The sequence below is a fragment of the Pseudomonas sp. BP6 genome, from assembly GCF_017875935.1.
Classification (GTDB): Bacteria; Pseudomonadota; Gammaproteobacteria; order Pseudomonadales; family Pseudomonadaceae; genus Aquipseudomonas; species Aquipseudomonas putida_Y.
Window position 1 is genome coordinate 4,757,528 of sequence record NZ_JAGINI010000001.1, and the last position, 24,652, is coordinate 4,782,179.

Annotated in this window: 22 protein-coding genes and 1 tRNA gene; 9 read left to right on the top strand and 14 right to left on the bottom strand. The window is 61.7% G+C overall.

Annotated features, from left to right (window positions below; genetic code table 11):
- Positions 1–51 precede the first annotated feature (51 nt).
- Together J3A98_RS21575 and J3A98_RS21580 are read left to right on the top strand one after the other, a co-directional pair.
- A complete protein-coding gene (locus tag J3A98_RS21575) occupies positions 52–564 on the top strand; it encodes a DUF3299 domain-containing protein (RefSeq protein WP_209968269.1) in 513 nt (170 codons plus the stop codon).
- A gap of 109 nt (positions 565–673) precedes the next feature.
- Positions 674–1,357 (top strand): OmpW family outer membrane protein, encoded by a 684-nt coding sequence (locus J3A98_RS21580; protein WP_021783920.1) that lies wholly within the window; start codon positions 674–676, stop codon positions 1,355–1,357.
- Here the strand turns inward: J3A98_RS21580 and J3A98_RS21585 are convergent.
- The gene (locus tag J3A98_RS21585; protein WP_209968272.1) at positions 1,345–2,550 is read right to left on the bottom strand and encodes an MFS transporter; all 1,206 of its coding nucleotides are present in this window, start codon (positions 2,548–2,550) and stop codon (positions 1,345–1,347) included. The genes J3A98_RS21580 and J3A98_RS21585 overlap by 13 nt on opposite strands.
- Before the next feature lie 102 nt (positions 2,551–2,652).
- Here J3A98_RS21585 and J3A98_RS21590 point away from each other — a divergent pair, with 102 nt between their 5' ends.
- Positions 2,653–3,096: a helix-turn-helix domain-containing protein gene (locus J3A98_RS21590; RefSeq protein ID WP_209968275.1), complete on the top strand. Its 444-nt coding sequence runs from the start codon at positions 2,653–2,655 to the stop codon at positions 3,094–3,096.
- Between the two features lie 30 nt (positions 3,097–3,126).
- Here J3A98_RS21590 and J3A98_RS21595 read toward each other — a convergent pair whose 3' ends face one another.
- Complete coding sequence (locus J3A98_RS21595; protein ID WP_176684342.1) at positions 3,127–4,065, bottom strand: NAD-dependent epimerase/dehydratase family protein; 939 nt, start codon at positions 4,063–4,065, stop codon at positions 3,127–3,129.
- Positions 4,058–4,942, bottom strand: coding sequence for a sugar nucleotide-binding protein (locus tag J3A98_RS21600; protein ID WP_176684341.1), 885 nt, complete (start codon positions 4,940–4,942; stop codon positions 4,058–4,060). Before J3A98_RS21600 ends, J3A98_RS21595 begins: the two co-directional genes overlap by 8 nt.
- Positions 4,943–5,203: 261 nt before the next feature.
- Here J3A98_RS21600 and J3A98_RS21605 point away from each other — a divergent pair, with 261 nt between their 5' ends.
- Genes J3A98_RS21605 through J3A98_RS21615 form a run of 3 tightly spaced genes read left to right on the top strand, consistent with a single transcriptional unit; the run spans position 5,204 to position 7,907 of the window.
- The gene (locus J3A98_RS21605) at positions 5,204–6,244 is read left to right on the top strand and encodes a hypothetical protein (RefSeq protein WP_209968278.1); all 1,041 of its coding nucleotides are present in this window, start codon (positions 5,204–5,206) and stop codon (positions 6,242–6,244) included.
- A 17-nt stretch (positions 6,245–6,261) separates the two neighbouring features.
- The gene (locus tag J3A98_RS21610) at positions 6,262–7,053 is read left to right on the top strand and encodes a TSUP family transporter (protein ID WP_209968281.1); all 792 of its coding nucleotides are present in this window, start codon (positions 6,262–6,264) and stop codon (positions 7,051–7,053) included.
- An 8-nt stretch (positions 7,054–7,061) separates the two neighbouring features.
- Positions 7,062–7,907, top strand: coding sequence for an alpha/beta fold hydrolase (locus tag J3A98_RS21615; protein ID WP_209968284.1), 846 nt, complete (start codon positions 7,062–7,064; stop codon positions 7,905–7,907).
- 11 nt (positions 7,908–7,918) lie between these two features.
- Here J3A98_RS21615 and J3A98_RS21620 read toward each other — a convergent pair whose 3' ends face one another.
- Positions 7,919–8,728: a helix-turn-helix transcriptional regulator gene (locus J3A98_RS21620; protein ID WP_176684338.1), complete on the bottom strand. Its 810-nt coding sequence runs from the start codon at positions 8,726–8,728 to the stop codon at positions 7,919–7,921.
- 178 nt (positions 8,729–8,906) lie between these two features.
- Here J3A98_RS21620 and J3A98_RS21625 point away from each other — a divergent pair, with 178 nt between their 5' ends.
- Together J3A98_RS21625 and J3A98_RS21630 are read left to right on the top strand one after the other, a co-directional pair.
- Positions 8,907–10,349, top strand: a complete 1,443-nt coding sequence (locus tag J3A98_RS21625; protein ID WP_176684337.1) for an alanine/glycine:cation symporter family protein — start codon at positions 8,907–8,909, stop codon at positions 10,347–10,349.
- Between the two features lie 63 nt (positions 10,350–10,412).
- On the top strand, positions 10,413–11,411 hold the full coding sequence (locus tag J3A98_RS21630; protein ID WP_209968288.1) for an asparaginase: 999 nt from the start codon (positions 10,413–10,415) through the stop codon (positions 11,409–11,411).
- Positions 11,412–11,517: 106 nt separating this feature from the next.
- On the opposite strand, the gene J3A98_RS21635 is transcribed toward J3A98_RS21630, so the two are convergent.
- From J3A98_RS21635 to J3A98_RS21675, 9 genes are all read right to left on the bottom strand, one after another.
- A tRNA-Sec gene (locus J3A98_RS21635) sits at positions 11,518–11,613 on the bottom strand.
- A 6-nt stretch (positions 11,614–11,619) separates the two neighbouring features.
- Positions 11,620–13,542, bottom strand: coding sequence for a selenocysteine-specific translation elongation factor (selB, locus tag J3A98_RS21640; protein ID WP_209968291.1), 1,923 nt, complete (start codon positions 13,540–13,542; stop codon positions 11,620–11,622).
- The gene (selA, locus tag J3A98_RS21645; RefSeq protein ID WP_176684334.1) at positions 13,539–14,966 is read right to left on the bottom strand and encodes an L-seryl-tRNA(Sec) selenium transferase; all 1,428 of its coding nucleotides are present in this window, start codon (positions 14,964–14,966) and stop codon (positions 13,539–13,541) included. Before selA ends, selB begins: the two co-directional genes overlap by 4 nt.
- A 139-nt stretch (positions 14,967–15,105) precedes the next feature.
- Positions 15,106–16,032: a formate dehydrogenase accessory protein FdhE gene (gene fdhE, locus J3A98_RS21650; protein ID WP_209968294.1), complete on the bottom strand. Its 927-nt coding sequence runs from the start codon at positions 16,030–16,032 to the stop codon at positions 15,106–15,108.
- 4 nt (positions 16,033–16,036) lie between these two features.
- The gene (locus tag J3A98_RS21655; RefSeq protein ID WP_209968297.1) at positions 16,037–16,693 is read right to left on the bottom strand and encodes a formate dehydrogenase subunit gamma; all 657 of its coding nucleotides are present in this window, start codon (positions 16,691–16,693) and stop codon (positions 16,037–16,039) included.
- Positions 16,690–17,640 (bottom strand): formate dehydrogenase subunit beta, encoded by a 951-nt coding sequence (gene fdxH / locus J3A98_RS21660; RefSeq protein ID WP_021783903.1) that lies wholly within the window; start codon positions 17,638–17,640, stop codon positions 16,690–16,692. Before fdxH ends, J3A98_RS21655 begins: the two co-directional genes overlap by 4 nt.
- Positions 17,640–20,708, bottom strand: coding sequence for a formate dehydrogenase-N subunit alpha (fdnG, locus tag J3A98_RS21665; RefSeq protein ID WP_209968302.1), 3,069 nt, complete (start codon positions 20,706–20,708; stop codon positions 17,640–17,642). The genes fdxH and fdnG overlap by 1 nt, the downstream gene beginning before the upstream one ends.
- Positions 20,709–20,855: 147 nt before the next feature.
- Positions 20,856–21,617 (bottom strand): SDR family NAD(P)-dependent oxidoreductase, encoded by a 762-nt coding sequence (locus J3A98_RS21670; protein WP_176684329.1) that lies wholly within the window; start codon positions 21,615–21,617, stop codon positions 20,856–20,858.
- Between the two features lie 21 nt (positions 21,618–21,638).
- Positions 21,639–22,424, bottom strand: coding sequence for a TSUP family transporter (locus tag J3A98_RS21675; RefSeq protein ID WP_021783899.1), 786 nt, complete (start codon positions 22,422–22,424; stop codon positions 21,639–21,641).
- A gap of 201 nt (positions 22,425–22,625) precedes the next feature.
- Between J3A98_RS21675 and J3A98_RS21680 the strand changes: the two genes are divergently transcribed.
- The gene (locus J3A98_RS21680) at positions 22,626–24,008 is read left to right on the top strand and encodes a PLP-dependent aminotransferase family protein (protein ID WP_176684328.1); all 1,383 of its coding nucleotides are present in this window, start codon (positions 22,626–22,628) and stop codon (positions 24,006–24,008) included.
- A gap of 90 nt (positions 24,009–24,098) precedes the next feature.
- On the opposite strand, the gene J3A98_RS21685 is transcribed toward J3A98_RS21680, so the two are convergent.
- Positions 24,099–24,644 carry a single-stranded DNA-binding protein gene (locus tag J3A98_RS21685; protein WP_003255446.1) on the bottom strand — a complete coding sequence of 182 codons (546 nt, stop codon included), beginning with the start codon at positions 24,642–24,644 and terminating at the stop codon, positions 24,099–24,101.
- Between the last annotated feature and the right edge of the window lie 8 nt (positions 24,645–24,652).

Sequence of the window (24,652 nt, forward strand, 5' to 3'; positions counted from 1 at the left end):
GGACCTTGTGCAGTACCTATGGGAACGGGCATGCCCGCGAAGAGGCCGGCAATGCACATGCTGCTGGCCCTGCTGTTGCTGGTAGCGATGCCTCTGTGGGCCGCCGAACCCAAGGAGCTGGACTGGCCCGCGCTGATCCCTGAAGGTGCACCGGTCATCCCGCCGCAACTGGCTCCGCTGCACGACATGTCACAGCTCAGCAGCGCATTGTCTGCCGAATCCGCCCCGCCCGCGCGCCAGCAGGCGCCCGACGCGCCAGTGGTAAAAAGCCTCGACGGCCAACAGGTCAAACTGCCCGGCTACATCGTGCCCCTGGAGGTCAGCGAGGAAGGCCGCACCACCGAATTCCTGCTGGTCCCTTACTATGGCGCGTGCATCCACGTGCCGCCGCCACCACCGAACCAGATCGTGCATATTTTCAGCGAGATGGGCGTGCGCGTCGAAGACCTCTACCAGCCCTACTGGATCGAGGGAAAGATGCAGGTTAGAGCTTCCAGCAGCGAGCTGGCCGACGCTGGCTACCAAATGGAAGCCGAGAAAATCTACGCTTATGAGCTGAGATGAGAACTGTTTCGAATTCGTGAAGACGCTTCGTTGAGCTGGGTCAAACTTTCCGTTTAACCAGCTCCGTACCATTGGACTACTCGATTAATAACGTCCTTTGGGAGCTTCCATGAACAAGTCCTTGCTGGGTGCCTCGCTTGTGGCCCTTGCGCTCGCCGCCCCTGCCGCCCACGCCTATCAGGCGGGGGACATGATCCTGCGCGCAGGCGCCATCACCACCGCCCCGAACGAGAGCAGCGGCGACCTCAAGTTCGACGGTAACAAGGTGTCGGGCACCAAGGCGACCCTGGACAGCGATACCCAGTTGGGCCTGACCTTTGCCTACATGCTCACCGACCACATCGGCCTGGAGCTGCTGGCAGCTACCCCGTTCAAGCACACTGTCGCCGTAAAAGGTCTGGGCGGCGGGCTGGACGGCAAGCTGGCGGACATCAAGCAACTGCCGCCGACGCTGTCGCTGCAGTACTACCCAATGGAGCCAAATTCGCGCTTCCAGCCGTACGCTGGCGTCGGTATCAACTACACCCTGTTCTTTGACGAAGACTTGAGCAGCGCACGCAAGCAACAAGGCTTCAGCAACCTCAAGCTGCAGGATTCGGTAGGTATCGCCGGCCAACTGGGCATGGACTACATGCTGACCGACAACCTGCTGGTAAACGCCTCGGTCTGGTACGTCGACATCGACACCAAGGCCAGCGTCAACGGCCCGACCGCCCTTGGCTACAGCAAGACCAAGGTCGACGTCGACGTCGACCCGTGGGTATACATGGTCGGCCTAGGCTACAAGTTCTGACCTGAACATTGCAGGGCGGCCTCGGCCGCCCTCGCGCGCTGCAGCCATAGCCAGTAGCACAGCGCGGCGGCACTGATGCCCATGCCAAGCCCACACACCGCAACCCAGCCCCAGTGTGCAAACACCCAGCTCGCCAACACCGCCCCCAAACCGCTGCCCAGCGAATAGCAACACATGTAGGCGCCGATCAAACGGCTAGCCATCGCACCACGTCCGGTCAGCAACAGGCTCTGGTTGGTGACATGCACTGCCTGCACGGCAAAATCCAGCATCAGCACACCCAGCACAAAGGCCAGCAATGAATGCTCGACGAACGCTGTTGGCAGCCACGACAACGTCAGCAGGGCCAACGACACCCCGGTTGTACGCTCACCCCGCCCATGGTCGGCCAGACGCCCGGCATGCGAAGCCGCCAGCGTACCCACGACACCTGCCAGGCCAAACAGGCCGATCTCGGTATGGCTCAGCGCCAGCGGCGCAGCGCTTAGCGGCATGACCATGGCGCTCCAAAGCACGCTGAATGCAGCGAAGATCAATACACCGAACACGCCGCGCTGGCGCAGCAACCTGTCGTGCCGATACAAACTGAACTGGGCCATGATCAGCGCCCCGTAACGCGGCCGGCTCCTCATCGGCTGCCCGCCGGGCAGACTGCGCCACAGCACCAGCGCCAACAACATCAAGAGCCCTGCGGCGACCAGGTACACACTTCGCCAACCGGCCAGGTCGGCAAGCCCGCCCGAAGCCAGCCGTGCCAGCAGAATGCCCAGCACCACACCACTGGTGACAGTGCCTACCGCCTGCCCTTGCTGGCCAGGTGAGGCCAGGCTCGCGGCATGAGCCACCATCACCTGCACCATGACGGCCATCAACCCGGTGATAGCCAGAGCCAGCAGCAATATTGCCCAGTTCGGCGCCATGCCAACGCCGACCAGCGCAAGCGCCGAGAACAGCAACTGGCCAAGCAACAGACGTTTACGGTCGACCAAGTCCCCGAGCGGCACAATCAGTAGCAGCCCCAGGGCGTAGCCCGCCTGGGTCGCGCCGACTACCCAGCCAATCTGCTGCTGCGCCACCCCCAACTCAGCAGCCATCGACTCAAGCAGCGGTTGAGCGAAGTACACCGTCGCCACAGCCATCGCACTGGTGGTGGCAAGCAACAGGGTTATCCAGCGTGTCAGCGAAGGTATCATTGGGCAAGCCTCTGGAATCTGGTTTCAATTTGAAACCACACGCTGGCTATTTAACAAAAGTGGTTTTAATCTGCAACCAGATAATCAAGACAGGCGTGCCCCATGCTCGATGAAAACAATGCGCAGTGCCCCGTGGCCCGGGCTCTGGAGGTGCTGGGTGACCGTTGGGCGCTGATGATCCTGCGCGATGCCTTTGACGGCCTACGGCGTTTCAGTGAATTTCAGAAGAACCTGGGGCTGGCGAAGAACATCCTCACCTCGCGGCTAAAGCTGTTGGTGGAAAGTGGGTTACTGATGACACAGCCGGCATCGGATGGCAGTGCCTACAAGGAATATGTGTTGACCGATAAAGGGCGGTCGGTGTTTCCAGTGGTGATTGGTTTGAGGCAGTGGGGGGAGCGGTTTCTGTTCGAGGCGGGTGAAACGCGTTCGGAACTGGTGGACGGCGTGACGGGGCAAGCGCTTGAGATATTGCAGGTCCGCAGCCAGGATGGGCGGGCCTTACATCCCGAAGATTGCCAGCGCAGAAGGGTGCGGCATGGGTGATTTCAGGGCCGCGGCGCAGCCCCGAGGGGTTCAGCCTTTACCGAGAAGCTTTGCCAGGCCTTCAACCATCGGCGTCACCTGCGCAAAATCGAACCGCGCCAACAACCGCTGGTTATCCGCTCGCGAATGGCGGATATCACCCGATCGCGCCGCCGCATAGCTGATCGCTGGCAAGCGCCCCACAACCTTCTCCAGCGCAGCCAGCAACTGGTTCAGTGAGGTCGCCTGGTTCAGCCCGATGTTCACCGCCCCCTCCTCGACCTGCGGCTGCTCCAGTGCCTGCACCATCACCTGCACCAGGTCGCCCACGTAAAGGAAGTCCCGCGTCTGCTCGCCATCACCGAACACTGTAATCGGCAAGCCCTGTACAGCACGCTCGCAGAAGATGCTGATCACCCCGGAATACGGTGAGGAAGGGTCCTGCCGTGGCCCGAAGATGTTGAAGAAGCGGAACACCACCGGCTCCAGGCCATGCTGGCGGCGGTAGAAGTCCAGGTACTGCTCACTGGCCAGCTTGTCCACGGCATAAGGTGTCAACGGCGCCTTGGGTGTGTCTTCGGAAATCGACTCCCCTTCACCATTGTTGCCGTACACCGCTGCGCTGGAGGCGAACAGCACCCTACGCAGCCCATGCACGCGCATGGCTTCGCAAACGTTGAGGGTACCGATGAAGTTACTCTGGTGAGTACGCACCGGGTCTTCGACCGAGGCCTGAACCGAGGCCACCGCGGCCAGATGCACCACAGCACGGCAACCAGCCGCAGCCTGAGTGACCAGCCCGGCATCGGCAACATCACCTTCGATCAGTTCCAGCCGGGGGTGGTCGACCTGCAGATTGCTTCGTCGGCCGGTGGAGAAGTCGTCGAGAATGCGTACGGCGTAACCTTTGTCCAACAACGCATCGCACAGGTGGGAGCCAATGAAGCCGGCACCGCCGGTGATCAGGATGGGGGCGTCAGCGTCAGCCATGGCGGTAGAACCGGTCCAGTAGAGGTGGCAAGCCAGCGCGCCAGGCACGCGGCTTGATACCGAAGGTATGAAGGATTTTCTTGCAGGCCAGTACCGCATGCTGTGGCTCTTCGCTGGCATCCGGACGCGCGGCATGGGCCTGCGCCGTGGGGGCCTGCACGGCCAGCTGGCGGTATTGACCGGCCTCGGCGAGGATCGCCTGGCCCAGCGCCAGCGGCGTGGTCGCCTCATTGCCGGCGTAATGGTAGGTGCCCCACAGCGGCGCATTGCAATCAAGTTGCTTGAGTACCGACAGGATCACTCGGGCGGCATCATCGATCGGCGTCGGGTTGCCACGTCGATCATCGGCCAGCAGCAGCTCTTGTGGTTGCTCGGCACGGGTCAGGAAGCGGCCCAACGCGCCATCGATACTCTCATCCAGCAACCAGCCAAAGCGCAGCAGCACATGCTGCGGGCAGGTCGCACGCACGCTCTGCTCGATGCGCCAAAGGGCCTGGCCACGCAAGCCCAGCGGCACTGGCTCGTCCTTTTCGCTATAGGCCGTGGCCCGCGAACCATCGAACACACGGTAGCTGGATGGCTGCACCAAGGTGATCTGATGGTGCTGGCACAGCTCTGCCAACCGCTCCACCGCCCGCTCCTGTTGGGCCAGGCGCTGCTCGCTGACCGACTCGGCCTGGAACCAGTCGAAGTAATAGGCCAGGTTGACCAGGGCGTCGGGGCGATGGTCATCGAGCAGCTGAGTGAGGCTTGAGGGCGCCCAGCCGTTCTCGGGCGGGCGCGGTGCCAGGAATGCGATGTCCTCCTCGGCCCCAAGACGAATCAGCGCTTGCCCGAGGGCATTGCCACCACCCAACAGCATTAGGCGCATACGCATAGAGTCAGCAGATCCGGAGAGGTTGATGGAGTAAAGGGGTTATTTTGCGGTTTCCTGCCCGGGAAGTCCAACACCGGCCCCGTTGGATGCCGCAGGCGGGAGCGATTCCACAGTTTCACCGTTCAATACCGCCACAGGCAGAAATCTCCTACGACACACAAGGAATGGGCTGACTTCCACGTATCGGCATAACTGCATTGAATAGTCGACTCCCCACTTGCCAGGCAGGGAGCCTCACAAAAAAACTACAAGGAACGTTCAATGCCTCATTCCGAAGCTGCGTACCTGGATTTTTACCCAGAGCAAAGCCAGGCCATAGCCTTTGCAAGCCAAACCCTTGCTGATTTGGGTGGACCGGAGGCTAAAGGAGTAGCACTTCAGGCTCGTATATTCGCCGATCAACTCGAAAAGGCCTTGAGTGAAGAACAGCGTGCGCTCCTCCAGCGCTTCAGTGAAGGCCATCTATCTGCCTTGATGTACAGGCAGATGCACTGTGCCAACGAGCCAATACCAGAATACCTACCCGACATTACCGCCCTGGCGCAAAGCCCTCGCTGCCAATACCTTGCCTCGCGCAATCAACTGCTGCTGGAGCTCGTACGCCACCGCAGTTTCGCCTTCGATATCGACAACGATGGCAAACAGGTCCGCCTGGTCGGCAACTTCAAGGGCGGTGGCCGCGTCCCGCGACCCGACGAAGATCCTTGCCTGGAGGTTGAAACCAGCTCGCATGCGGGCTTGCACTTAGGGCCACACACTGAAGCACCTTACAACTGCTCAACAAACGCCAGCAACGCTCACTCCCCTGCTCCCTCAGCACTGATTCTCACTGCGCGCTGGAACCCCGCCAATGAACCTACGAATGTCTTCCCACTCCGGGAAATCATCGAACGCTTGAGTAACCTGGACACACTTGCGCTGACTTCAAAGTCTTTCGACTTCACACGCAGTGACTGCTTCACTCAGGGACAGGGCAATGCTGGCAAAGCAGTTTCAATGCTGCAGTTCGAGCCCAATGGTGGTTTCTCTGTTCGATACAACAGCTATCGCTTCAGTCTGAATGAACGTGCCTGCAACGCTGCGGCGCGCGCGTTCAGCGCCTTTCAAAAAGCACTGAGCACTGCACAACCGCTGACGTTTGCCCTGCAACCTGACAGCGCACTGTTGATCAACAACAGCCGAGCCTTGCACGGCCGCGACAAGGTCCAGGACAACCGGCGCCTGCTTATCCGTCAATTCGGATACTCCCCCTTCGCCGTACCGTTGGTGCTCGCTGAAGACCCGCTGCTGGTCCGTGGTTGAGCACAGGAAAATACCCCATGATCGAAATCGACTTGACGTTTGTTCTGCTACTCGCACTGGTTGCACTGATGGCCGGCTTTTTTGATGCTATCGCCGGCGGCGGTGGCCTTATCACGCTCCCGGTGCTGTTTATTGCCGGTGTAGAACCCTTGGCAGCTATTGCCACAAACAAGTTCCAGGCAGCTTCGGCTACGGTTTCGGCTACGTGCGCCTTCGCCCGCAAAGGCATGATCGACTGGAGACGAGGCAGTCCCATGGCTGTCATGTCGTTCATCGGTGGGGCGTTGGGAGCCTTGTCGATAACTTACGTCCCCAAAAGCGTTTTGCAGGCGTGCGTCCCACCACTGCTGATCCTGATCGCCGCCTACTTTGCCTTCAGTCCAAAGCCGAATGAACAAGCGCGCAAGGCAAAGGTATCGACTAGCCTATTCTGCGTGACGGCTGCACCATTCATTGGCTTTTATGACGGCATCTTCGGCCCTGGAGTCGGCTCGTTCTTCATGCTGGCTTGCGTGGTCCTCCTGGGCCAGCACCTCATTCAAGCCGTATGCACCAGCAAGCTTTTGAACGCAGCCTGTAACCTGGGCGCATTGTCAGTCTTTTCTCTCAGCGGGGCGATCATCTGGCCGCTGGCGCTGGCAATGGCGCTCGCCGCCTTTCTGGGCGCGCAATTGGGGGCACGCTGCGCAGTACGCTTCGGCTCACGCCTCATAAAACCGCTGCTGGTCAGCGTCTGCTGCATCATGGCACTCAAACTGCTGCTCGATACGGGCAACCCGCTCGGCGAATGGCTCAACCAGTTCTTCTAGAGAGCACCATGCACATTCAAAAGACTTCCCCGCAGCGCGTGAAGTGGCAGTTTGACGAGCCCGCCCCAGGCAAAGAGCTGTTCATCAATGAAGTCTTTGGAAACTACCAGCAACAGGCGCGATTGCTGGTACCTGATATCGAGCGCGCAGCTCCAGCATTCGTTTTGGGGGGCGCGCGTTCCGACTTTACCCGGCTCAACCCCCTGCTTTATCGCCTGCAAGCCGCAGGCATTGGTTCACTCACTGGCAATCTGTCAGGCCATAGCCTCGCCAGCGAACCAGGCGCAATGTCGCCGTCACTGGCTACGAACCTTGATGAAGCACAGCGTTTCCACGCGCATATCGCGCCTCGATGCCGAACGCTCATAGGCCACAGCCTTGGCGCGGCAATTACGCTCAAGCTTGCAGCACAGTTGCCACAAGTGGACAACATCGTATTAATCTGCCCAGCAGTTTATCCAGACCACGCCTACCAGGCGCCGTTCGGCCCAGCATTCACTGCTGCCATCAACAAGCCTTTCGGTTTTCTGGAGAGCGATAGCTACACCTTCCTCAACCAGTTTCGTGGAAGAGTATTGATGGTGATCGGCGAGTACGACGGGCTCAACTCCCAGAGATTCGGCAAAGGCCCTGGCACCAGCGCTGGCAACCTGTGGATTGCCGGCACTGAACGCTATAGCCCGATTCCTGAAGAAGTTACCCTCGCCTTGATGCGAGCAGTTTCAGCGTCGCGCTTGCAATGCCTGTTTCTTACCGACTGCGACCATGGCATCGCGGCACATTTGCGCAGGGCTCCCGCGATAGCGGACCAGGTTGCGGACGCAGTAGCAGCGTTCATCCTCGACAATGCTTAAGGCGTTGAGCATTACTCGATCTCGAACAGACCATCGCGCAACGGCGCCACACTCAACCGCTTACGCACATCGTCGTCTATGCGTGGATCATCCGGCCGGTACAGTTTCACCTGTCGATACGCATTAATGCGATTGATCTCCTCGCCCAGGTATTCCCATACCACCCGGGTACAGGCCGGGTTGCGCCGGTCGCCGCTGGATACGCCGGCCTTCAGGCCATTCAACCGGGTGATGCGGCTTTTGAAGCTGGGGATGAGGATGGTCTGGCTCATCTCGTTGAACGTCAGCGACTCGTAGTCGATGAGGAACATCCGGTCCTGCAACTGGAACGCCGCCCCCAGGTAGCGACAGCGTACCTCGGCATGCTGATCGGTGGCGCTGGAGCGCTCCTGCCGTTCCTGGCGCTCGAACAGAAAACGGCCGCGTTCTTCCCACAGGTGCACCAGCGACACGAGGATCGTGCCCGGCACCGACATGCAGTTGGAGTACTCGAAGTAGTAACCGCAATAGCGCGAAAGGTTGCCGCCATGTTCGTGCAACGGGCGGAACAACTCGCTGATCGGGTCACTGGACTGCTGGGCCCGGGGCGATACCCGCGCACCGATCAGACGGGCGAACTGCTCGGCGGGCAGGTTCAGTTCGTAATCCTCGACACCGAAGAAGTCGCCGATACGCTTCAGGTTGAAAGCCGTCGGACGGCTTTGCCCGCTCAGGTACTTGTTGAACTGCGCGCGGTTGATCGACAACTGGCGGCAAACTTCGGAAATAGAGCGGTAATGGCTGCAGGCAAGTTTGAGGTTGGTAGCGAAATGATCGCTCATATGCGGGATCCAGGTGACGCGAATGACGCCATTGTAGCATCAACTCGCATCAAGTCAGAGCAATCCGCGAAATTGTAACCACTCTTGTCATAGCCAACCATGCGCCCCAACGAATAGCGGTGCGCCTGCCGTCCGCTGGTATTTCCACACGAAGAATAAGAATCGAGGTCATTTTCCAATGCTCGAAGTAATCAACGATTTCCTTTCGGGGAAACTCCTCATCGTGCTGATCGTAGGGCTGGGTAGCTACTTCACCATCCGCTCCCGGTTCGTCCAGTTCCGCCACTTCACCCATATGTTCAGCGTGTTCAAGGAATCGCTGCGTGGCCAGGCAGGCCAGCTGAGCTCCTTCCAGGCCCTGATGCTGAGCCTGGCCGGCCGCGTGGGCGCCGGCAACATCGCCGGTGTCGGTATCGCAGTCACCCTGGGTGGCCCAGGTGCGGTGTTCTGGATGTGGGTCACCGCACTGGTAGGCATGTCCAGCAGCTTCTTCGAATGCACCCTCGCCCAGGTGTATAAGCGCGCTGATGGCGATGGCCTGTACCGTGGCGGCCCGGCCTATTACATCCAGCACGGGCTGAAGCGCAAGAACATGGCCATCGTGTTCTCGGTCTTGCTGCTGGTCACCTACGGCTTCGCCTTCATCGGCCTGCAGTCGTACACCATGACCCATTCGCTGCAGAACGCCTTTGCCTTCGACCCAAGCCACAGCGGTATTGTCCTGGCCGTGCTGATGGCCATCACCTTCATCGGCGGCATCAAGCGCATTGCGGCGGTGTCGGACCTGCTGGTACCCGTCAAGACCCTGGCCTACATCGGCGTGACCTTGTACGTGATCGGCACCCAGATCGAACACGTGCCAGCCATGCTGGAAACCATCTTCAAGAGCGCCTTCGGCCTCGACCCGGCTTTCGGCGGCCTGCTCGGCAGCGCTATCGTCATGGGTGTGAAGCGTGGCGTGTTCGCCAACGAAGCCGGCCTGGGCAGTGCGCCAAACGTCGCTGCCGTGGCTGCCGTGAAACACCCGGGCGCGCAGGGCGTGGTCCAGGCCTTCAGCGTGTTCCTCGACACCTTCCTGATCTGCACCTGCACCGCACTGCTGATCCTGCTTTCGGGCTTCTACACCCCGGGCTTCGAGGGCGACGGCATTGTCCTGACCCAGAACTCGCTGGCCGCCGTAGTCGGTGACTGGGGCCGGGTGTTCGTCAGCGTGGCGCTGTCGCTGTTCGTCTTCACCTGCATCCTCTACAACTACTACCTCGGCGAGAACAGCCTGCAGTTCCTCAGCCGTAACCGCGTAGTGTTGATGGTGTTCCGTGGCCTGGTGCTGGCACTGGTCGTGTGGGGTTCGATGCAAGACCTGTCGACCGTGTTCGCCTTCGCCGACATCACCATGACCTGCCTGGCCTTCGTCAACCTGGTGGCCCTGGCCATGTTGTTCAAGGTCGGCCTGCGAGTCATGCGCGACTACGACGACCAGCGCAAGGCCGGTGTAAAGCAGCCTGTGTTCGACTCGTCCAAGTTTGCCGACCTGGACCTGGACCGCAATGCCTGGCCTGCCAATCCTCAGGTGGAAACAGCCACTGACAAAGCAGTCGGCCAAGTTCAGCCGCAGCGCTGATATCCTCCCCTGCCCAGCCGCCCCTTCCGCGGGCGGCTTTTCTTTCTCCGCTCACTGCTACGGATGCTTTCCATGCGCGCAGTAAAGAATCTTCTCGTTCTCTATACCGGTGGCACCATCGGCATGCTCGAAACCCCCGAAGGCCTGGCACCGGCCGGTGGTTTTGAAGCGCGGATGCGTGAACACTTTGCCCAGATGGCCAATGCACCCCAGGTGCAATGGACGCTGCACGAGCTGGACCCGCTGCTCGACAGCGCCAACATGCAACAGCACAACTGGCTGGCGATGCGCGATGCCATCGTCGAGGCGGTGGATGTAGCGGGCCACGATGGCGTGCTGGTGCTGCACGGCACCGACAGCATGGCCTACAGCGCTGCAGCGTTGTCGTTCCTGTTGCTTGGCTTGCCCGTACCAGTGTTGCTGACCGGCTCGATGCTGCCGGCAGGTGCCCCGGACAGCGATGCCTGGGACAACCTGTGCGGCGCATTGCGCCAGTTCGAACAAGGCCTGGAAGAGGGCGTGCAGCTGTACTTCCACGGTCAGCTGCTGCATGGCTGTCGGGCGTCGAAGCTGCGCAGCGAAGCGTTCGATGCCTTTGCGGCGCTGCCACGCCATCGTGACGCTGAGCGGGCCGATACGATCCCTGCCGAGCTGGGCTACAGGCAGCCGCGCAAGCCGGTCAACCTGGCGGTCGTGCCAGTGTTCCCAGGGCTGCAGGCCGGGCATTTGCAGGCCTTGATCGACAGTGGTGTGCAGGGTTTGCTGCTGGAGTGCTACGGCAGCGGTACCGGGCCGTCAGATGACCAGGCGCTGCTGAATGTGCTGAGCGCAGCGCGCCAGCGCGGCGTGATGCTGGCAGCGATCAGCCAGTGCCCGGAAGGCTCGGTGGTGTTCGACACCTATGCAGCGGGCAACCGCTTGCGCGGGGCCGGGCTGGTCAGTGGCGGTGGCATGACCCGTGAAGCGGCACTGGGCAAGATGGTGGCACTGCTGGGCGCGGGGTTGGATGCCGACGCAGCAGACCACTGGTTTGTCCTGGATTTGTGTGGCGAGCGGGCTTGATCAGCGCCCTTTAGGGCCTCTTCGCGGGTAAACCCGCTCCTACGACGATAGCGTTTCCTGTGTAGGAGCGGGTTCACCCGCGAAGAGGCCCTAAAGGGTGAAAAAATGGCGGAAGGCAGCGGGAGTCGAACCTGCCCGGGAACGGCTGCCGTCCCCAACCGGGTTTGAAGCCCGGCCGCGCCACCGGGCGCGATTGCCTTCCTTGAACTCAGTGCCTGGCCTGCTGTTGGGCCAGGGCGCTGTCGGCGCGGATGTGACGCTGGTCGGCCACCCTCCGGGTCAGGCCGATACGGTCGAAGTATTCCAGAATCTGCACACTGCGCTTGCGACCGATGCCCAACATATCGCGAAACGCGGAAACCTGCACTATCGTCGTTTCGCTGGCCTGCCCCAACATCAACGCTGCCATGCGCTGTAGCGTCGCCTCTGGGTAGAACAGGTCGCGCACTACCTGATGCACCAGGCCCAGCCGCGCCAACTTGCGCAATAACAGGCGCACATCGGCTTCGGCACGGTTCTCCTCACTCGCCAGCGTCCTGACCCAGGGTGGGTCAAATTGCCCAGCGATCAACTTCGGCTGCAGACGTGCCCACAATGCACTGTCGGCTTCGCTCAACTGTACCTTGTGATCGGGCAGATGCAGCCATGGCCCGCTGCTGGCGATGGCGCTGTCGTCGAGCAGTTCATCCAGCAAACTGACGAATGCCGGCCGTTCCAGAGGCAAGGCTACAAAGCGCCGCAAGCGATCACGGTCAGGGCCGAGCTGGTCGGGCTCTTGCTCGTGAAAGCGCGCCAGCTGTTCCAGAACCTGCTGCTTGAGCGCCTGCCATTGGGCGTTGGCGAACAACAGTTGGCCCTGCCGGGTGGCCACCACCCGCACATCGTCCGGTAACTGCCAGGTTTCCCGCAGGCGGTTGAACTGCCGCTCGAGTCGCTGCGGGCTAATACCGCCCGGGGCACTGGCAAGCAGTGCTGGCAGTGCCTGCTCCAGATCCGCTGCATCGCGCAGCACCTGCAACTGCTGCAGACGGGCATCGCTGCGGCGTTGGCGGCTTGGTGCGAACGGGTCGAGCACCTTGCCGCCGCCCAATGTGCGCTGAGCACGCTGATCGCGCAGCACCAGGCGGTCGCCGTGCACGGCCTGCAACGGCGCGTTGAGCAACAACTGGGCAAACATGCGCTGGCCGGCAGCCAGGCTTTCGCCTTCGAGCAAGGCGACCCGGGCCGTAACATCCTGAGTGCCGAGGTGCACATGCACGGCGCTGAAATGTTCGAAAGTACGCGTCTCATCAGGTAACAGGTTCAGCTCGATATCCACCCGAACACTGGGCGCATGCAACCACTCGGGCACCAGCCAGTCGCCCCGGTGCACCTGCTCCACGGCCAGGCGCTCGGCAGCGATGTTCAGCGCCACCCGTTGACCGGCTTCTGCCACCAACGCGGCCTGGTTCTGAGCATGCAGGCCACGCACGCGCACCACTTTGCCAGCCTTGCCCAGCAGCAACGTATCACCCGCACTGACCCGCCCTGCCAGTGCCGTGCCGGTGACCACCACACCCGCGCCGGTAACCGCAAAGGCACGGTCGACGGCCAGGCGAAAACCACCGTGCACCCTGCGTTGCCGCGTACCTGCTTCGGCCTCCAGCAGGGCTTGGCGCAACGCTCCCACGCCCTCCCCGCTGATGCTCGACAGCGGAAACTGCCGCGCACCGCCATACGGCCCACGCGCCAGCAGTTCACTGACTTGCATCTGCACCTCGGCCAGGCGCGACGGCTCGACCCGGTCGCATTTGCTGATCGCCACCAAGGCCTGGGGAATACCCAGCAGCTCGATGATCGCCAGATGCTCACGGGTCTGCGGCATGACCCCGTCGTCGGCAGCCACTACCAACAACACCAGGTCGATGCCATGGGCGCCGGCCAGCATGTTGTGGATAAAACGCTCGTGGCCCGGCACATCGATGAAGCCGGTCAGCGGCGCGCCTTCGCTCAGCGCCGCATAGCGGTAGCCAAGGTCGATGGTCATACCGCGGGCGCGCTCCTCCTGCCGCTGGTCGCCGGCTTGGCCAGTTAGCGCCTGCAGCAGTGCGGTCTTGCCATGGTCGATGTGGCCAGCGGTTCCAACGATCACTGCACCGGCCCCAACTGCAGAGCTGGTAACTGGGCCAGCCACTGGGTTTCGTCATCCAGTTGGCGCAGGTCCAGCCACAGGGCATCGTCGTCAATCCGGCCCAGCACCGGCACCGGCAGGTCGCGCAGGGCTCGCTCCAGCACATGCAGGCTGCGCCCGCGCAGCTTCTTCGACACTTGCGGGCGCAGGCACAGCGCAGCACTGGGCAAGCGCGCAACCGGCTGGCTGCCACTGCCGATCATGCCCAACGCAGGCTCCACGCTGATTGCCCATTGCTCACCGAGGCGCGCCTTGAGTTCAGGCGCCAGGCGCTCGGCCTGGGCCTGGATCTCGGCCTGGTTGCGAGTCAGCAGGCGCAGACTGGGCAGGCGCTCGGCCAGGCGATCGGGATTGCGGTACAGCGCCAGCACCGCCTCGAGTGCAGCGAGGGTGATCTTGTCGACGCGCAACGCACGCTTGAGCGGATTTTTCTTGATCCTGGTGATCAAGTCCTTATGGCCGACGATGATCCCGGCCTGCGGACCACCCAGCAGTTTGTCGCCACTGAAGGTGACGATATCGGCACCATCGGCCAGGGCCTGGCGTACCGTGGGTTCGGCGGGCAGGCCCCAGCGGGTAAGGTCGAGCAGGCTACCGCTGCCCAAGTCTTCAAGCAGCGGCAATTCATGTTGGTGGGCGATACGTGCCAGCTCGGCAGTAGCCACCTGGGTGGTGAAGCCCTGGATGCTGTAATTACTGCAATGCACCCGCATCAGCAGGCCAGTGCGCGGACCAATGGCGGCCTCGTAGTCGCGGGCGTGAGTACGGTTGGTGGTACCGACCTCATGCAGCTTGACGCCGGCACGGGCCATGATGTCGGGAATCCGGAAGGCACCACCGATCTCGATCAGCTCGCCGCGAGAGATGATGCCTTCCTTGCGCGCGCCCAGACTGTTGAGCGCTAGCAGCACGGCGGCGGCATTGTTGTTGACCACGGTGACGGCTTCGGCACCGGTCAACTCGCGGATCAAGCCTTCGATCAGGTCATCACGATCACCCCGTTTACCGGTGGCCAGGTCGAATTCCAGGTTGAGCGGATAACGAGCGGCGGTCCGCATGGCCTCGATGGCTTCTTCCGGTAGCAAGGCGCGGCCCAGGTTGGTGTGCAGCACGGTGCCGGTGAGATTGAACACGCGGCGAACCTGGCTACGTTGCTGGAGGGCGAGGCGTTCGCCGCTGCGGCCAAGGAGGATTTCCGGGGCCAGCTCGGCGCTGCCGAGTTCGCCATTACGGGCGGGCTCGCGCAGGTCGTCGAGCAACTGGCGCAGGGTAGTCAGCACGGCGTCGCGACCGTGGCGGTCGATCAGCGGAAGGCAAGCCGGGTGGCGCAGGAGGGTATCGATGGACGGCAGGCGTGGGGTGTCGCTGGCTAGGCTGTTGGACATGCGGTACTACCTTGGACTGATCCGTTGTCTGTGCTGGCCCATTCGCGGGTGAACCCGCTCCTACAAGTACAGCGTCATCCTGAAGGTTGGCGCAATTACCTGTAGCTACGAAGGCAAGTCGGTGTTTCAGTGTAGACCCTCACCCACTACCCGGGGCGAGCATCAGGTTGGGCGCCAGGCGATGGAAACCCTCCCCGTCCAGGCGTATATCCAAGGCCAGGCTGGCCAGGTCGTCGGCCAGCGGCTCGGCCGCCGCATCGTTCTCCAGGTAGTTCTGCTTCAGGTAGCTGTCGCAACCTGGGCAGCACTCGGCGCGCAGCGGCGCCTTGCCGGGTGCATGGCGATCATCCTCAAGGCTGGTGTAACGCAAGTCCTTGCTCGACTCGCAGTACACACACTTGACTCGCACAACATGCCACTCACAGGCACACAACGAACAGGCCAGGTAACGCAAGCCGTTGTGCTTTCCACGGTTGCGCACCACCCCGGCCATCGCCGGCGAACCACAAGCGGGGCATTGAGCCAGGCTGCCGGCAGGCTTGAGCTGGTGTACGGGCAGCGCCAGCAACCAGCTGGACCAAGCCGCCTGCAACGCGGCCCCGAGGAACGGCACCAGTGCTGCGGGCACACCATCGTACTGGCCTGCCAGCAAAGCAATGCCCCAGCCCTTGCGCTGATGGTCATCACTGCCTCGTAGCAACTGCAGCGCCTCACCCAGCGGGCCACTGTGTTCGCCGCTGAGGTGCTCTAGCAGTGCCTGCAACCAGACCAGCCACGGCCCTTCACGCACCAGGCTGTCAGCCGCCAGCGGCGGCAAACCATGGTCCATGCACAGGCGCTGACGCTCCTCGGCCACGGGCAAGCCGCTGGGCGGGTTATCCACAAGCTGCTGCTGGATGCGGCATAAACGTGCAATCAACCTCAGGTAGTCGCCAAGCGCGTTGCCCTCAGCCAGTTGCTCCAGGCGGGCGGCGCGCAGTTCAAACAGGTTGCCAGCAGGCAGGTGCAGAAATGGCGGCGTGACCGCCGACGCTTCGATCTGCCCGGGTTCAAGTATGATGCTCAAGCGCTCATCCTTTTTTTCGTCCGTGATCACCCGGCGTCTTTTCGCCGGTCACTTCGCGGTACCACAACTCATGATGCTTGCGTGCCCAGGCGCGGCTGACCCAGCCATGCAGCATGGCGCCGATCGAGCCCTTGATCCAGATGCCGGCGTAGATGTGCACGATGATGCTGAGAATCAGCACGAAGGCCGCCAGCGCATGCAACAGCGCAGACAAACGAATGGCATCGATGCCAAACCAATGGCTGAAGTATGCCCGCCAGATCACCACGCCACTGATCAGCAGCACCAGCATGCACACCAGCAGGGTCCAGAACAGCAGCTTCTGCCCGGCATTGTATTTGCCGACCGGCGGCACCCCCTCCTCCTCGTTGCGCATTACCCGGTCCACCCGGCGCAGCCACAGGCGGTCGTTGGCAGTGATGAAGTTGGCCCGCCAGAAGCGCAATACCAGGCCGAGGAAGAACACGAACATCGCTACCCCGATGAAGGGATGCAGAATGCGCGTCCACGGCCCGCCGCCGAACAGGTTGCTGAGCCAGAATAGCGCCGGATGGAACAGCGCAAGCCCCGACAGCCCAGCCAGGATGAACAGGATCGCCACCACCCAGTGGTTGCTACGCTCGTTGGCGTTGTAGCGCAGGATGGGTTTGTTGTCGTTCATGGCCGCTGCTCCCCTTGCCCACCGGGCTGCTTCGGATCATAGACATGGACCGACGGGTCCACTTGATGCACGCTTTCGTCCGGCGGTGTCGGGTGCTCATCCTCCTCAACCCGCTGTGGGCCAATGCGCACATAGTGGAAGAACCCCGCCAGCACCGCCGCACCCATGGCCAGCAGCGCCAGCGGCTTGGTGAAGCCCTTCCACAACCCCACCAACGGGCTGATCACTGGCTGGTCCGGCAGGCCGGCATACAGCTTCGGCGTGTCGGCATGGTGCAGCACATACATCACGTGGGTACCACCGACGCCGTCCGGGTCGTACAACCCGGCGTTGTCGTAGCCCCGCGACTTCAGATCGACGATGCGCTCGGCCGCATGCACTTTCATCTCGTCCTTGCTGCCGAACACGATCGCACCGGTCGGGCAGGTTTTCACGCACGCCGGCTCCAGCCCCACGCTCACGCGATCGGAACACAGGGTGCACTTGTACGCCTTGTGGTCTTTCTGCGAGATGCGCGGGATGTTGAACGGGCAGCCGGTGATGCAGTAGCCGCAGCCGATGCAGTGGTCCTGGTTGAAGTCGACGATACCGTTGGCGTGTTTGATGATCGCACCCGGGCTTGGGCAGGCCTTCAGGCAACCTGGGTCGGCACAGTGCATGCAGCCATCCTTGCGGATCAGCCACTCCAGGTTGCCGTCGTCGCGCTCGTGCTCGGTAAAGCGCATCAGTGTCCAGGTCTCGGCAGTGAGGTCCTGGGGGTTGTCGTAGGTGCCGTGGTTGTGGCCAACCTCGTCACGTAGTTCATTCCACTCCGAGCACGCCACCTGGCAGGCCTTGCAGCCGATGCACTTGGTAGTGTCGATCAGCTTGGCGACCTCCTGCTGCTGACGCACCGAGGGCGGGACGGTAGTGGTGGCCGAGCGGGCGATGATGTCTTGGCTGGCCATCAGAGTTTCTCCACTTTGACGAGGAACGACTTGGACTCTGGCGTCTGCGTGTTGCCATCACCGAGGAACGGCACCAAGGTATTGGTCAGGTAGCCATGCCGGGTAACGCCGGTGAAGCCCCAGTGCAGCGGGATGCCGATCTGGTGCACGGTCTGATTGTTGACCTGCAGCGGGCGAATCCGCTTGGTTACCACCGCCACCGCATCGATATGCCCACGCTTGCTCGACACCCGTACCCGGTCGCCGGCCTTGATGCCTTTCTCGTTGGCCAGCACCTCGCCGATCTCGACGAACTGCTCGGGCTGGGCAATGGCGTTGAGCCGGCAATGCTTGCTCCAGAAGTGGAAATGCTCGGTCAGCCGGTAGGTGGTCGCCGCATAGGGGAACTCGTCGTGCGTGCCGAGGGTGTCCCATACAGAATCGAAGATGCGCCCGGCCGGGTTGCTGGTGGCCTTCTTGTTCTGCGGGTGCAGCGGGTTGATGCCGATCGGTGTTTCGAATGGCTCATAGTGCTCGGGGAACGGGCCTTCGGCCATTTTGTCGATGGCAAAGAAACGCGCCACGCCTTCGGGGTTCATGATGAACGGGTTCATCCCCGCTTCGGGCGGCGAGTCGACCTTGAAATCCGGCACGTCGGTGCCGGTCCAGGCCTTGCCGTTCCACCACACCAGGCGCTTTTTCTCCGGGTCCCAAGGCTTGCCTTGCGGGTCGCTGGAGGCACGGTTGTAGAGGATGCGGCGGTTGGCCGGCCAGGCCCAGGCCCAGTTCTGCACCTGGTGCATGCCATACGGGTCGCTGTTGTCGCGGCGAGCCATCTGGTTGCCCTGTTCGGTCCAGCAGCCGGCGAAGATCCAGCAGCCAGACGCGGTGCTGCCATCGTCCTTGAGCTGGCCGAAGCCCGCCAGTTGCTGGCCCGCCTTGATCACCGCGCCAGTCGGATCGGTGACATCGGCCACCGCCCAGCCGTTCATCTCCTTGGCCAACTCCTCTGGAGATGGCTCCTCAGGTATCTTGTACGGCCAGCTGATGTTCATTATCGGGTCGGGGTAGGCGCCGCCCTCGGCCTGGTAGCGTTGGCGCAGGCGCAGGAACAACTCGCTCATGATGTGCACGTCGGTACGGGTCTCGCCCGGGCCGTCTGCGCCCTTCCAGTGCCATTGCAGCCAACGGCTGCTGTTGACCAGCGACCCGTCTTCCTCGGCGAAGCAGGTAGTGGGCAAGCGGATCACTTCGGTCTGGATATTGGCCGTGTCGACGTCGTTGAACGGCCCGGCATTGCGCCAGAACTCCGATGTCTCGGTAGCTAGCGGGTCCATGACCACCAGCCACTTGAGCTTACTCAGCGCCGCGGTGACACGGTTCTTGTCCGGCAGCGCGGCAATCGGATTGAAACCTTGGCACATATAGCCGTTGACCTTGCCCTGGTCCATCATCTCGAACATGCGCAGCACGTCGTAGCCCGGCACGTCGAGCTTGGGTAGCCACTCGTAGCCCCAGTTGTTTTCTACCGTGGCGTTGGCCCCGTACCAAGCTTTCATCAGGCTGACGTGGAACTTGCCGTAGTTCTGCCAGTACGACAGCTGGCCCGGACGCAGTGGCTTGGAGGCGCGCTTGTCGATGTAGGCGGCGTAATCCTGCTCGGCATCGCCGGGCAAGGTCAGGTAACCCGGCAGCAAATTGGACAACAGGCCGAGATCGGTCAGCCCTTGGATGTTGGAGTGTCCACGCAACGCGTTGACCCCGCCCCCCGGCATGCCGACGTTGCCCAGCAGCAACTGGACCATGGCCGCGCTACGAATGATTTGCGCGCCGATCGAATGCTGCGTCCAGCCGAGCGCATAGAGGATCGTCATGGTCTTGCCCGGTACCGAGCAGGAGGCGATCTCTTCCCAGACCTTCATCATGGCGTCCTGCGGCATGCCACAGGTCATGCTCGCCAGTTCCGGGGTATAGCGGCTGTAATGCTGCTTCATCAACTGGAACACGCAGCGAGGGTGCTGCAGTGTCGGGTCGACCTTGGCATAGCCGTCCTCGCCCAGCTCGTAACCCCAACCGGACTTGTCGGCGTACACACGCTTGGCCTCGTCGTAGCCGCTGAACAGCCCATCCTCGAAGCCGTAGTTCTCTTTGACGATGAACGACACGTCAGTGTAGTTGCGCACGTACTCGTGCTGGATCTTGTCTGTGCTAAGCAGATAGTTGATCAGCCCGCCCATGAAGGCGATGTCGGTACCAGTACGGATCGGTGCATAGTAATCCGCCACCGAAGCGGTACGGGTAAACCGCGGGTCGACCACAATCAGCCGCGCCTTGTTGTGCGCCTTGGCCTCGGTCACCCACTTGAAGCCGCACGGGTGCGCTTCTGCTGCGTTGCCACCCATCACCAGGACCAGATTCGCGTTGGCGATATCGGACCAGTGGTTGGTCATGGCGCCACGGCCGTACGTCGGGGCAAGACTTGCCACCGTCGGGCCATGTCAGACACGTGCCTGGTTATCGAACCCCAGCATGCCTGTTGCGCGGATGACCTTGTGGGTCAGGTAGCCAGCCTCGCTGGAAGCGGCGGAAGCGGCAAGAAAACCGGTGGAGAGCCAGCGGTTGACTGTTTGTCCTTGGGCGTTCTTTTCGATGAAGTTGGCATCGCGGTCCTGCTTCATCAGGTCGGCGACGCGGTCGAGCGCCTCGTCCCAGCTGACCCGCACCCATTCTTTGCTGCCCGGCTTGCGAACCTCGGGGTACTGCAGGCGGCTAGGGCTGTGGATAAAGTCCAGCAGGCCGGCGCCTTTCGGGCAGAGGGTGCCGCGGTTGACCGGGTGGTCGGCGTCCCCTTCGATATGGATGATGTTCTGTTTGACGTTTTTTCCCGCATCACCCTGGCTGTACATGATCAGGCCGCAGCCGACCGAACAGTATGGGCAGGTGTTACGGGTTTCTTTGGTATGCGCCAGCTTGAAGTGACGCACCTGCTCGGCGAATGCCGGCGTCGGGGCCATGCCCAACGCTGCAAGGCTCGAGCCTCCAAGGCCGACGGCGGCGACCTTGAAGAACTGCCGACGGTTCAGGTCCATCGTGCACTCCTGATCAGGTGGTGGACGCGCGGAACATTGCCGGCGCCTCTTGGTAGTCACGGTGGCGGCCAATTGATAGCCGCCAAACAATAAGACTAGTCAAGAATCCAGAAGGTGCGATGACCTGAGTCAGTGGTACAGCACCGATCAGGTACGTGGCAGGTTGCGCACCACATTCAGTGCCGCACTGCTCTGCGCCACAGGCATGATCTCGATGGTGTTGATGTTTACATGCGCCGGCTGCTCGGCAACCCAGGCTACCGTTGCTGCAATGTCCTCCGGCAGGAGGGCCTCTACATCCCGATACAGGGCCTGCACGGCGTCAAGGTCGCCATTCAGGCGCACCACCGAGAAGTCAGTGCCTGAGCACAGCCCCGGCTCGATGTTGCTTACTCGCACGCGGGTGCCAGCCAGGTCAGCACGCAGGTTGAGGCTGAACTGGCGGACGAACGCCTTGCTGGCGCCATACACGTTACCGCCGGGATAGGGGTAAGTGCCGGCGATCGAGCCGATGTTGATGATCATGCCGCTATCGGCTTCCACCATCTGCGGCAGAATCTTGTGGGTGACCATGGCCAGGCCGGTGATGTTGGTGTCGATCATCTGCTGCCAGTTTGCGGCACTGCTGGCTTGGGCACGGTCCACGCCCAGCGCCAGCCCCGCGTTGTTGACCAGCAGATCGATCTGCAGCGACGCCTCACGCATCTGCTCGACCGCCTTCTCGAGCGATACTGAATCAGTGACATCCAGCGCCAGCGGAATGAAATTGGCGCCCAGTTCAGCCTCCAGTGCTTTCAGTTTGTCCATGCGCCTGGCCCCACCGACCACGCGGTAGCCTTTGCCGATCAGAGTGCAGCAGATGGCGCGGCCAAAGCCTGAGGAAGCACCGGTTACAAATGCGGTTTTCATTCGTTATCTCCTATCAATGGGTCAGGTCAGGTACTTCACGCCCAGGCTGGTGAACAGGCAGAGCATCGAGAACACCAACACCTTGCGCACCACGTCGTTACCTTTACGCAAGGCCAGGGAACTGCCCAGGTGGTTACCGAGGATGTTGCAGGCCACAAGTGGCAATGCCAGCAGGTAAACGACCTTGCCTGCGCTGACGAAGGCGACCAACGCGCCGATGTTGGAAGCGAAGTTGAAGGTTTTGGAGTTGGCCGAACTGGAGACCAGGTCCATGCGCAACAGGTAATGGAAAGCGATGATGAACATGCTGCCGGTGCCGGGGCCGAAGAAGCCGTCATAGAAGCCGATGGCCAGGCAGGTCAGCGGGACCACGGTGAACAGCATGCGCGATGACAGTTCGCGCTCCTCGACCGGGCGGTCCTTGGGAGTAAGGAAAATGAGAATACCGAGCGGGATCAGTGCCAGGATGATCTTGCCCACAGTTTCCTGCGAGATCGATACGATCAGGTGAGCCCCCAGATAGGCGCCTAGCAGCGAAAACGGCACCCCGACCAACGCTACCTGCCAGACCATCTTGCTGTTGGCCAGGAAGTTTCGTATAGCCGCCAGTGTGCCGAGGGTACTGACCAGTTTTTCCTGACCCAGTGCCACCTGCGGCGGCATGCCAACCAACAGAAAGCCCGGTACCAGGAACAAACCACCACCACCGGCAATGCTGTCGACGAAACCTGCAACAAAGGCGATCGCGCCAAGCATGAGGATGGCCAGCAACCAGTGCTCCGCCCAGTAAGAACCCAAAATTTCCATAGCAATGTCCATCCAGTGGAGCGTTTAAGCCAGGCACAGCCCGAGTGCGGCTGGCCTGATCGGTGCGATGATTGTAATTTCAAAAATTGAATCGATTCAATCTAAAATAAAACCAACTCAATCCAACCAATTACTATCATTACCTGCATCAGAGCTTTCATGCTAGGCTTTCGCGCTCTTGCAGCGTCTGGTGCCATCTCCATGTGGGTCCCTCAATACAGCCATCAAACACAGCCGGTTTACCTGATGATCGCTGATGCCCTTGAACAGGACATCGAAAGTGGTCGGCTTGCAGAAGGCGATCGCTTACCCACACTCAAGGACCTCGCCGAGGCGCTGAACGTAACCCCCGGCACTGTTGGCAGGGCCTACGACGAAGCAGCCAAGCGCGGCTTGGTGGCGGGCGAGGTAGGCCGAGGCACATTTGTCAGGCAATTGCGACAGCCATTAACCGCCCCGTCGGTGCCCGCCCCTGTGGCCGGAGAGAGCAGCCAGATTGATCTCTCGATCATCAAACCCAACGACGCTCACATGAGCGAATGGCTAGGCACGGCTATCAGCGAACTGGCCGCCTCCTCGGACTTGGGGCAGGTACTCGACTATGTGACAGAGGGTGGCCACACGTCCCACAAACAAGCCGGTGCGACCTGGCTACAGCGCTGGCTGCCTGATGCGCGCTGGCAACAGGTAGTACTGACCGCTGGCGCCCAGCATGGGCTGCTGGTGGCCATCAGCAGCCTGTCGAAGAGTGACGATGTGGTGCTGTGCGAGTCGCTCTGCTACCCGGGCATCATATCCCTGGCCCACAGCATGGGCCGACGCCTGCGCGGCGTCGCCGTGGACGAACACGGGCTCATCCCGGAAGCATTACGCGCGGCCTGCCTGGAACACCGCCCTTCCCTGCTGGTGTGCGTCACCACGCACCAAAACCCGACCAACTCGATCATGCCCCCTGCAAGGCGTCAGGCTATTGCCGAGATCGCCCGTGAGTTCGACCTGTTCATCGTGGATGACGATATCTACGGTTTTCTCGAGCCCAGCCCAGACTACAAGCCGCTTGCAGCGTATGCGCCAGAGCGCTCGGTATACCTCACCAGCCTGTCCAAAAGCGTGCTGCCGGCGCTGCGCATCGGCTACCTGTACGCCCCGCCGCAAACCCTGTCACGGTTATCATCGATGGTACGCAGCAGCGTGTGGATGCCATCGCCATTGATGGCGCAACTGGCCAGTAACCTGATCAACAGCGGCAAGGCCGACCAGTTGGTGCGTATGCAGCAGGAAGAGGCGGCCGCGCGCCAGCACATGGCCAGGGAGATTCTTGGCCAATACAAGATCCGCATTCAGCCCCATAGCTTCCATATCTGGCTGGAGCTGCCAGAACCGTGGACCAGCGACGAGTTTGCCAACCTGGCGCGTGACAACGGCGTAACGGTGGTCAGCGGCAGCCAGTTTCTGCCAGAACGCAGCCACGCCACCAGCGGTGTGCGCATCGCCCTGATGGCACCCAGCCGCCAGGAACTGGCGTTTGCCCTGACCAAGCTGGCAAGCCTGCTGGATTCGCCTGAGCCGCGGTTGTTTTATTGAAAGCGATGTCAGATACGCGGTGCGGCCCATAAAAAAACCCGGGGCAACTGCCCCGGGTTTCTGGTCTTGCTGAACGCCTTACCGCTCTGATCAGAACGGAATATCGTCATCGAAGCTGTCGAAATCAGCAGCCGGCTGCGGCGCAGGCTGTTGCGGCGCTGGGCGCTGAGGGGCCTGCTGCGGGCGCTGGGCCTGCTGGCGTGGCGGTGCCTGGTTGTATTGTTGCTGCTGGCCGCCACCGTAATTGCCGCCACCCTGGTTGTACGGGTCGCCGCCCTGCTGCTGGCCTTGCGGACGACCGCCGAGCAGCTGCATGGTGCCGTTGATATCGACGATGATCTCGGTGGTGTAGCGCTTGATGCCGTCTTTTTCCCACTCGCGGGTCTGCAGCTTGCCTTCGATGTAGCACTGCGAACCTTTGCGCAGGTATTCGCCAGCGATTTCGGCAACCTTGCCGAACAGCGACACCCGGTGCCACTCGGTACGCTCGACCTTCTGGCCCGACTGCTTGTCAGTCCACTGCTCGCTGGTGGCCAGGCTCAGGTTGGTCACGGCGTTACCGTTGGGCAGGTAGCGGACTTCGGGATCCTGGCCACAGGTACCGACCAGAATGACTTTGTTAACCCCACGGGCCATAACGTTCT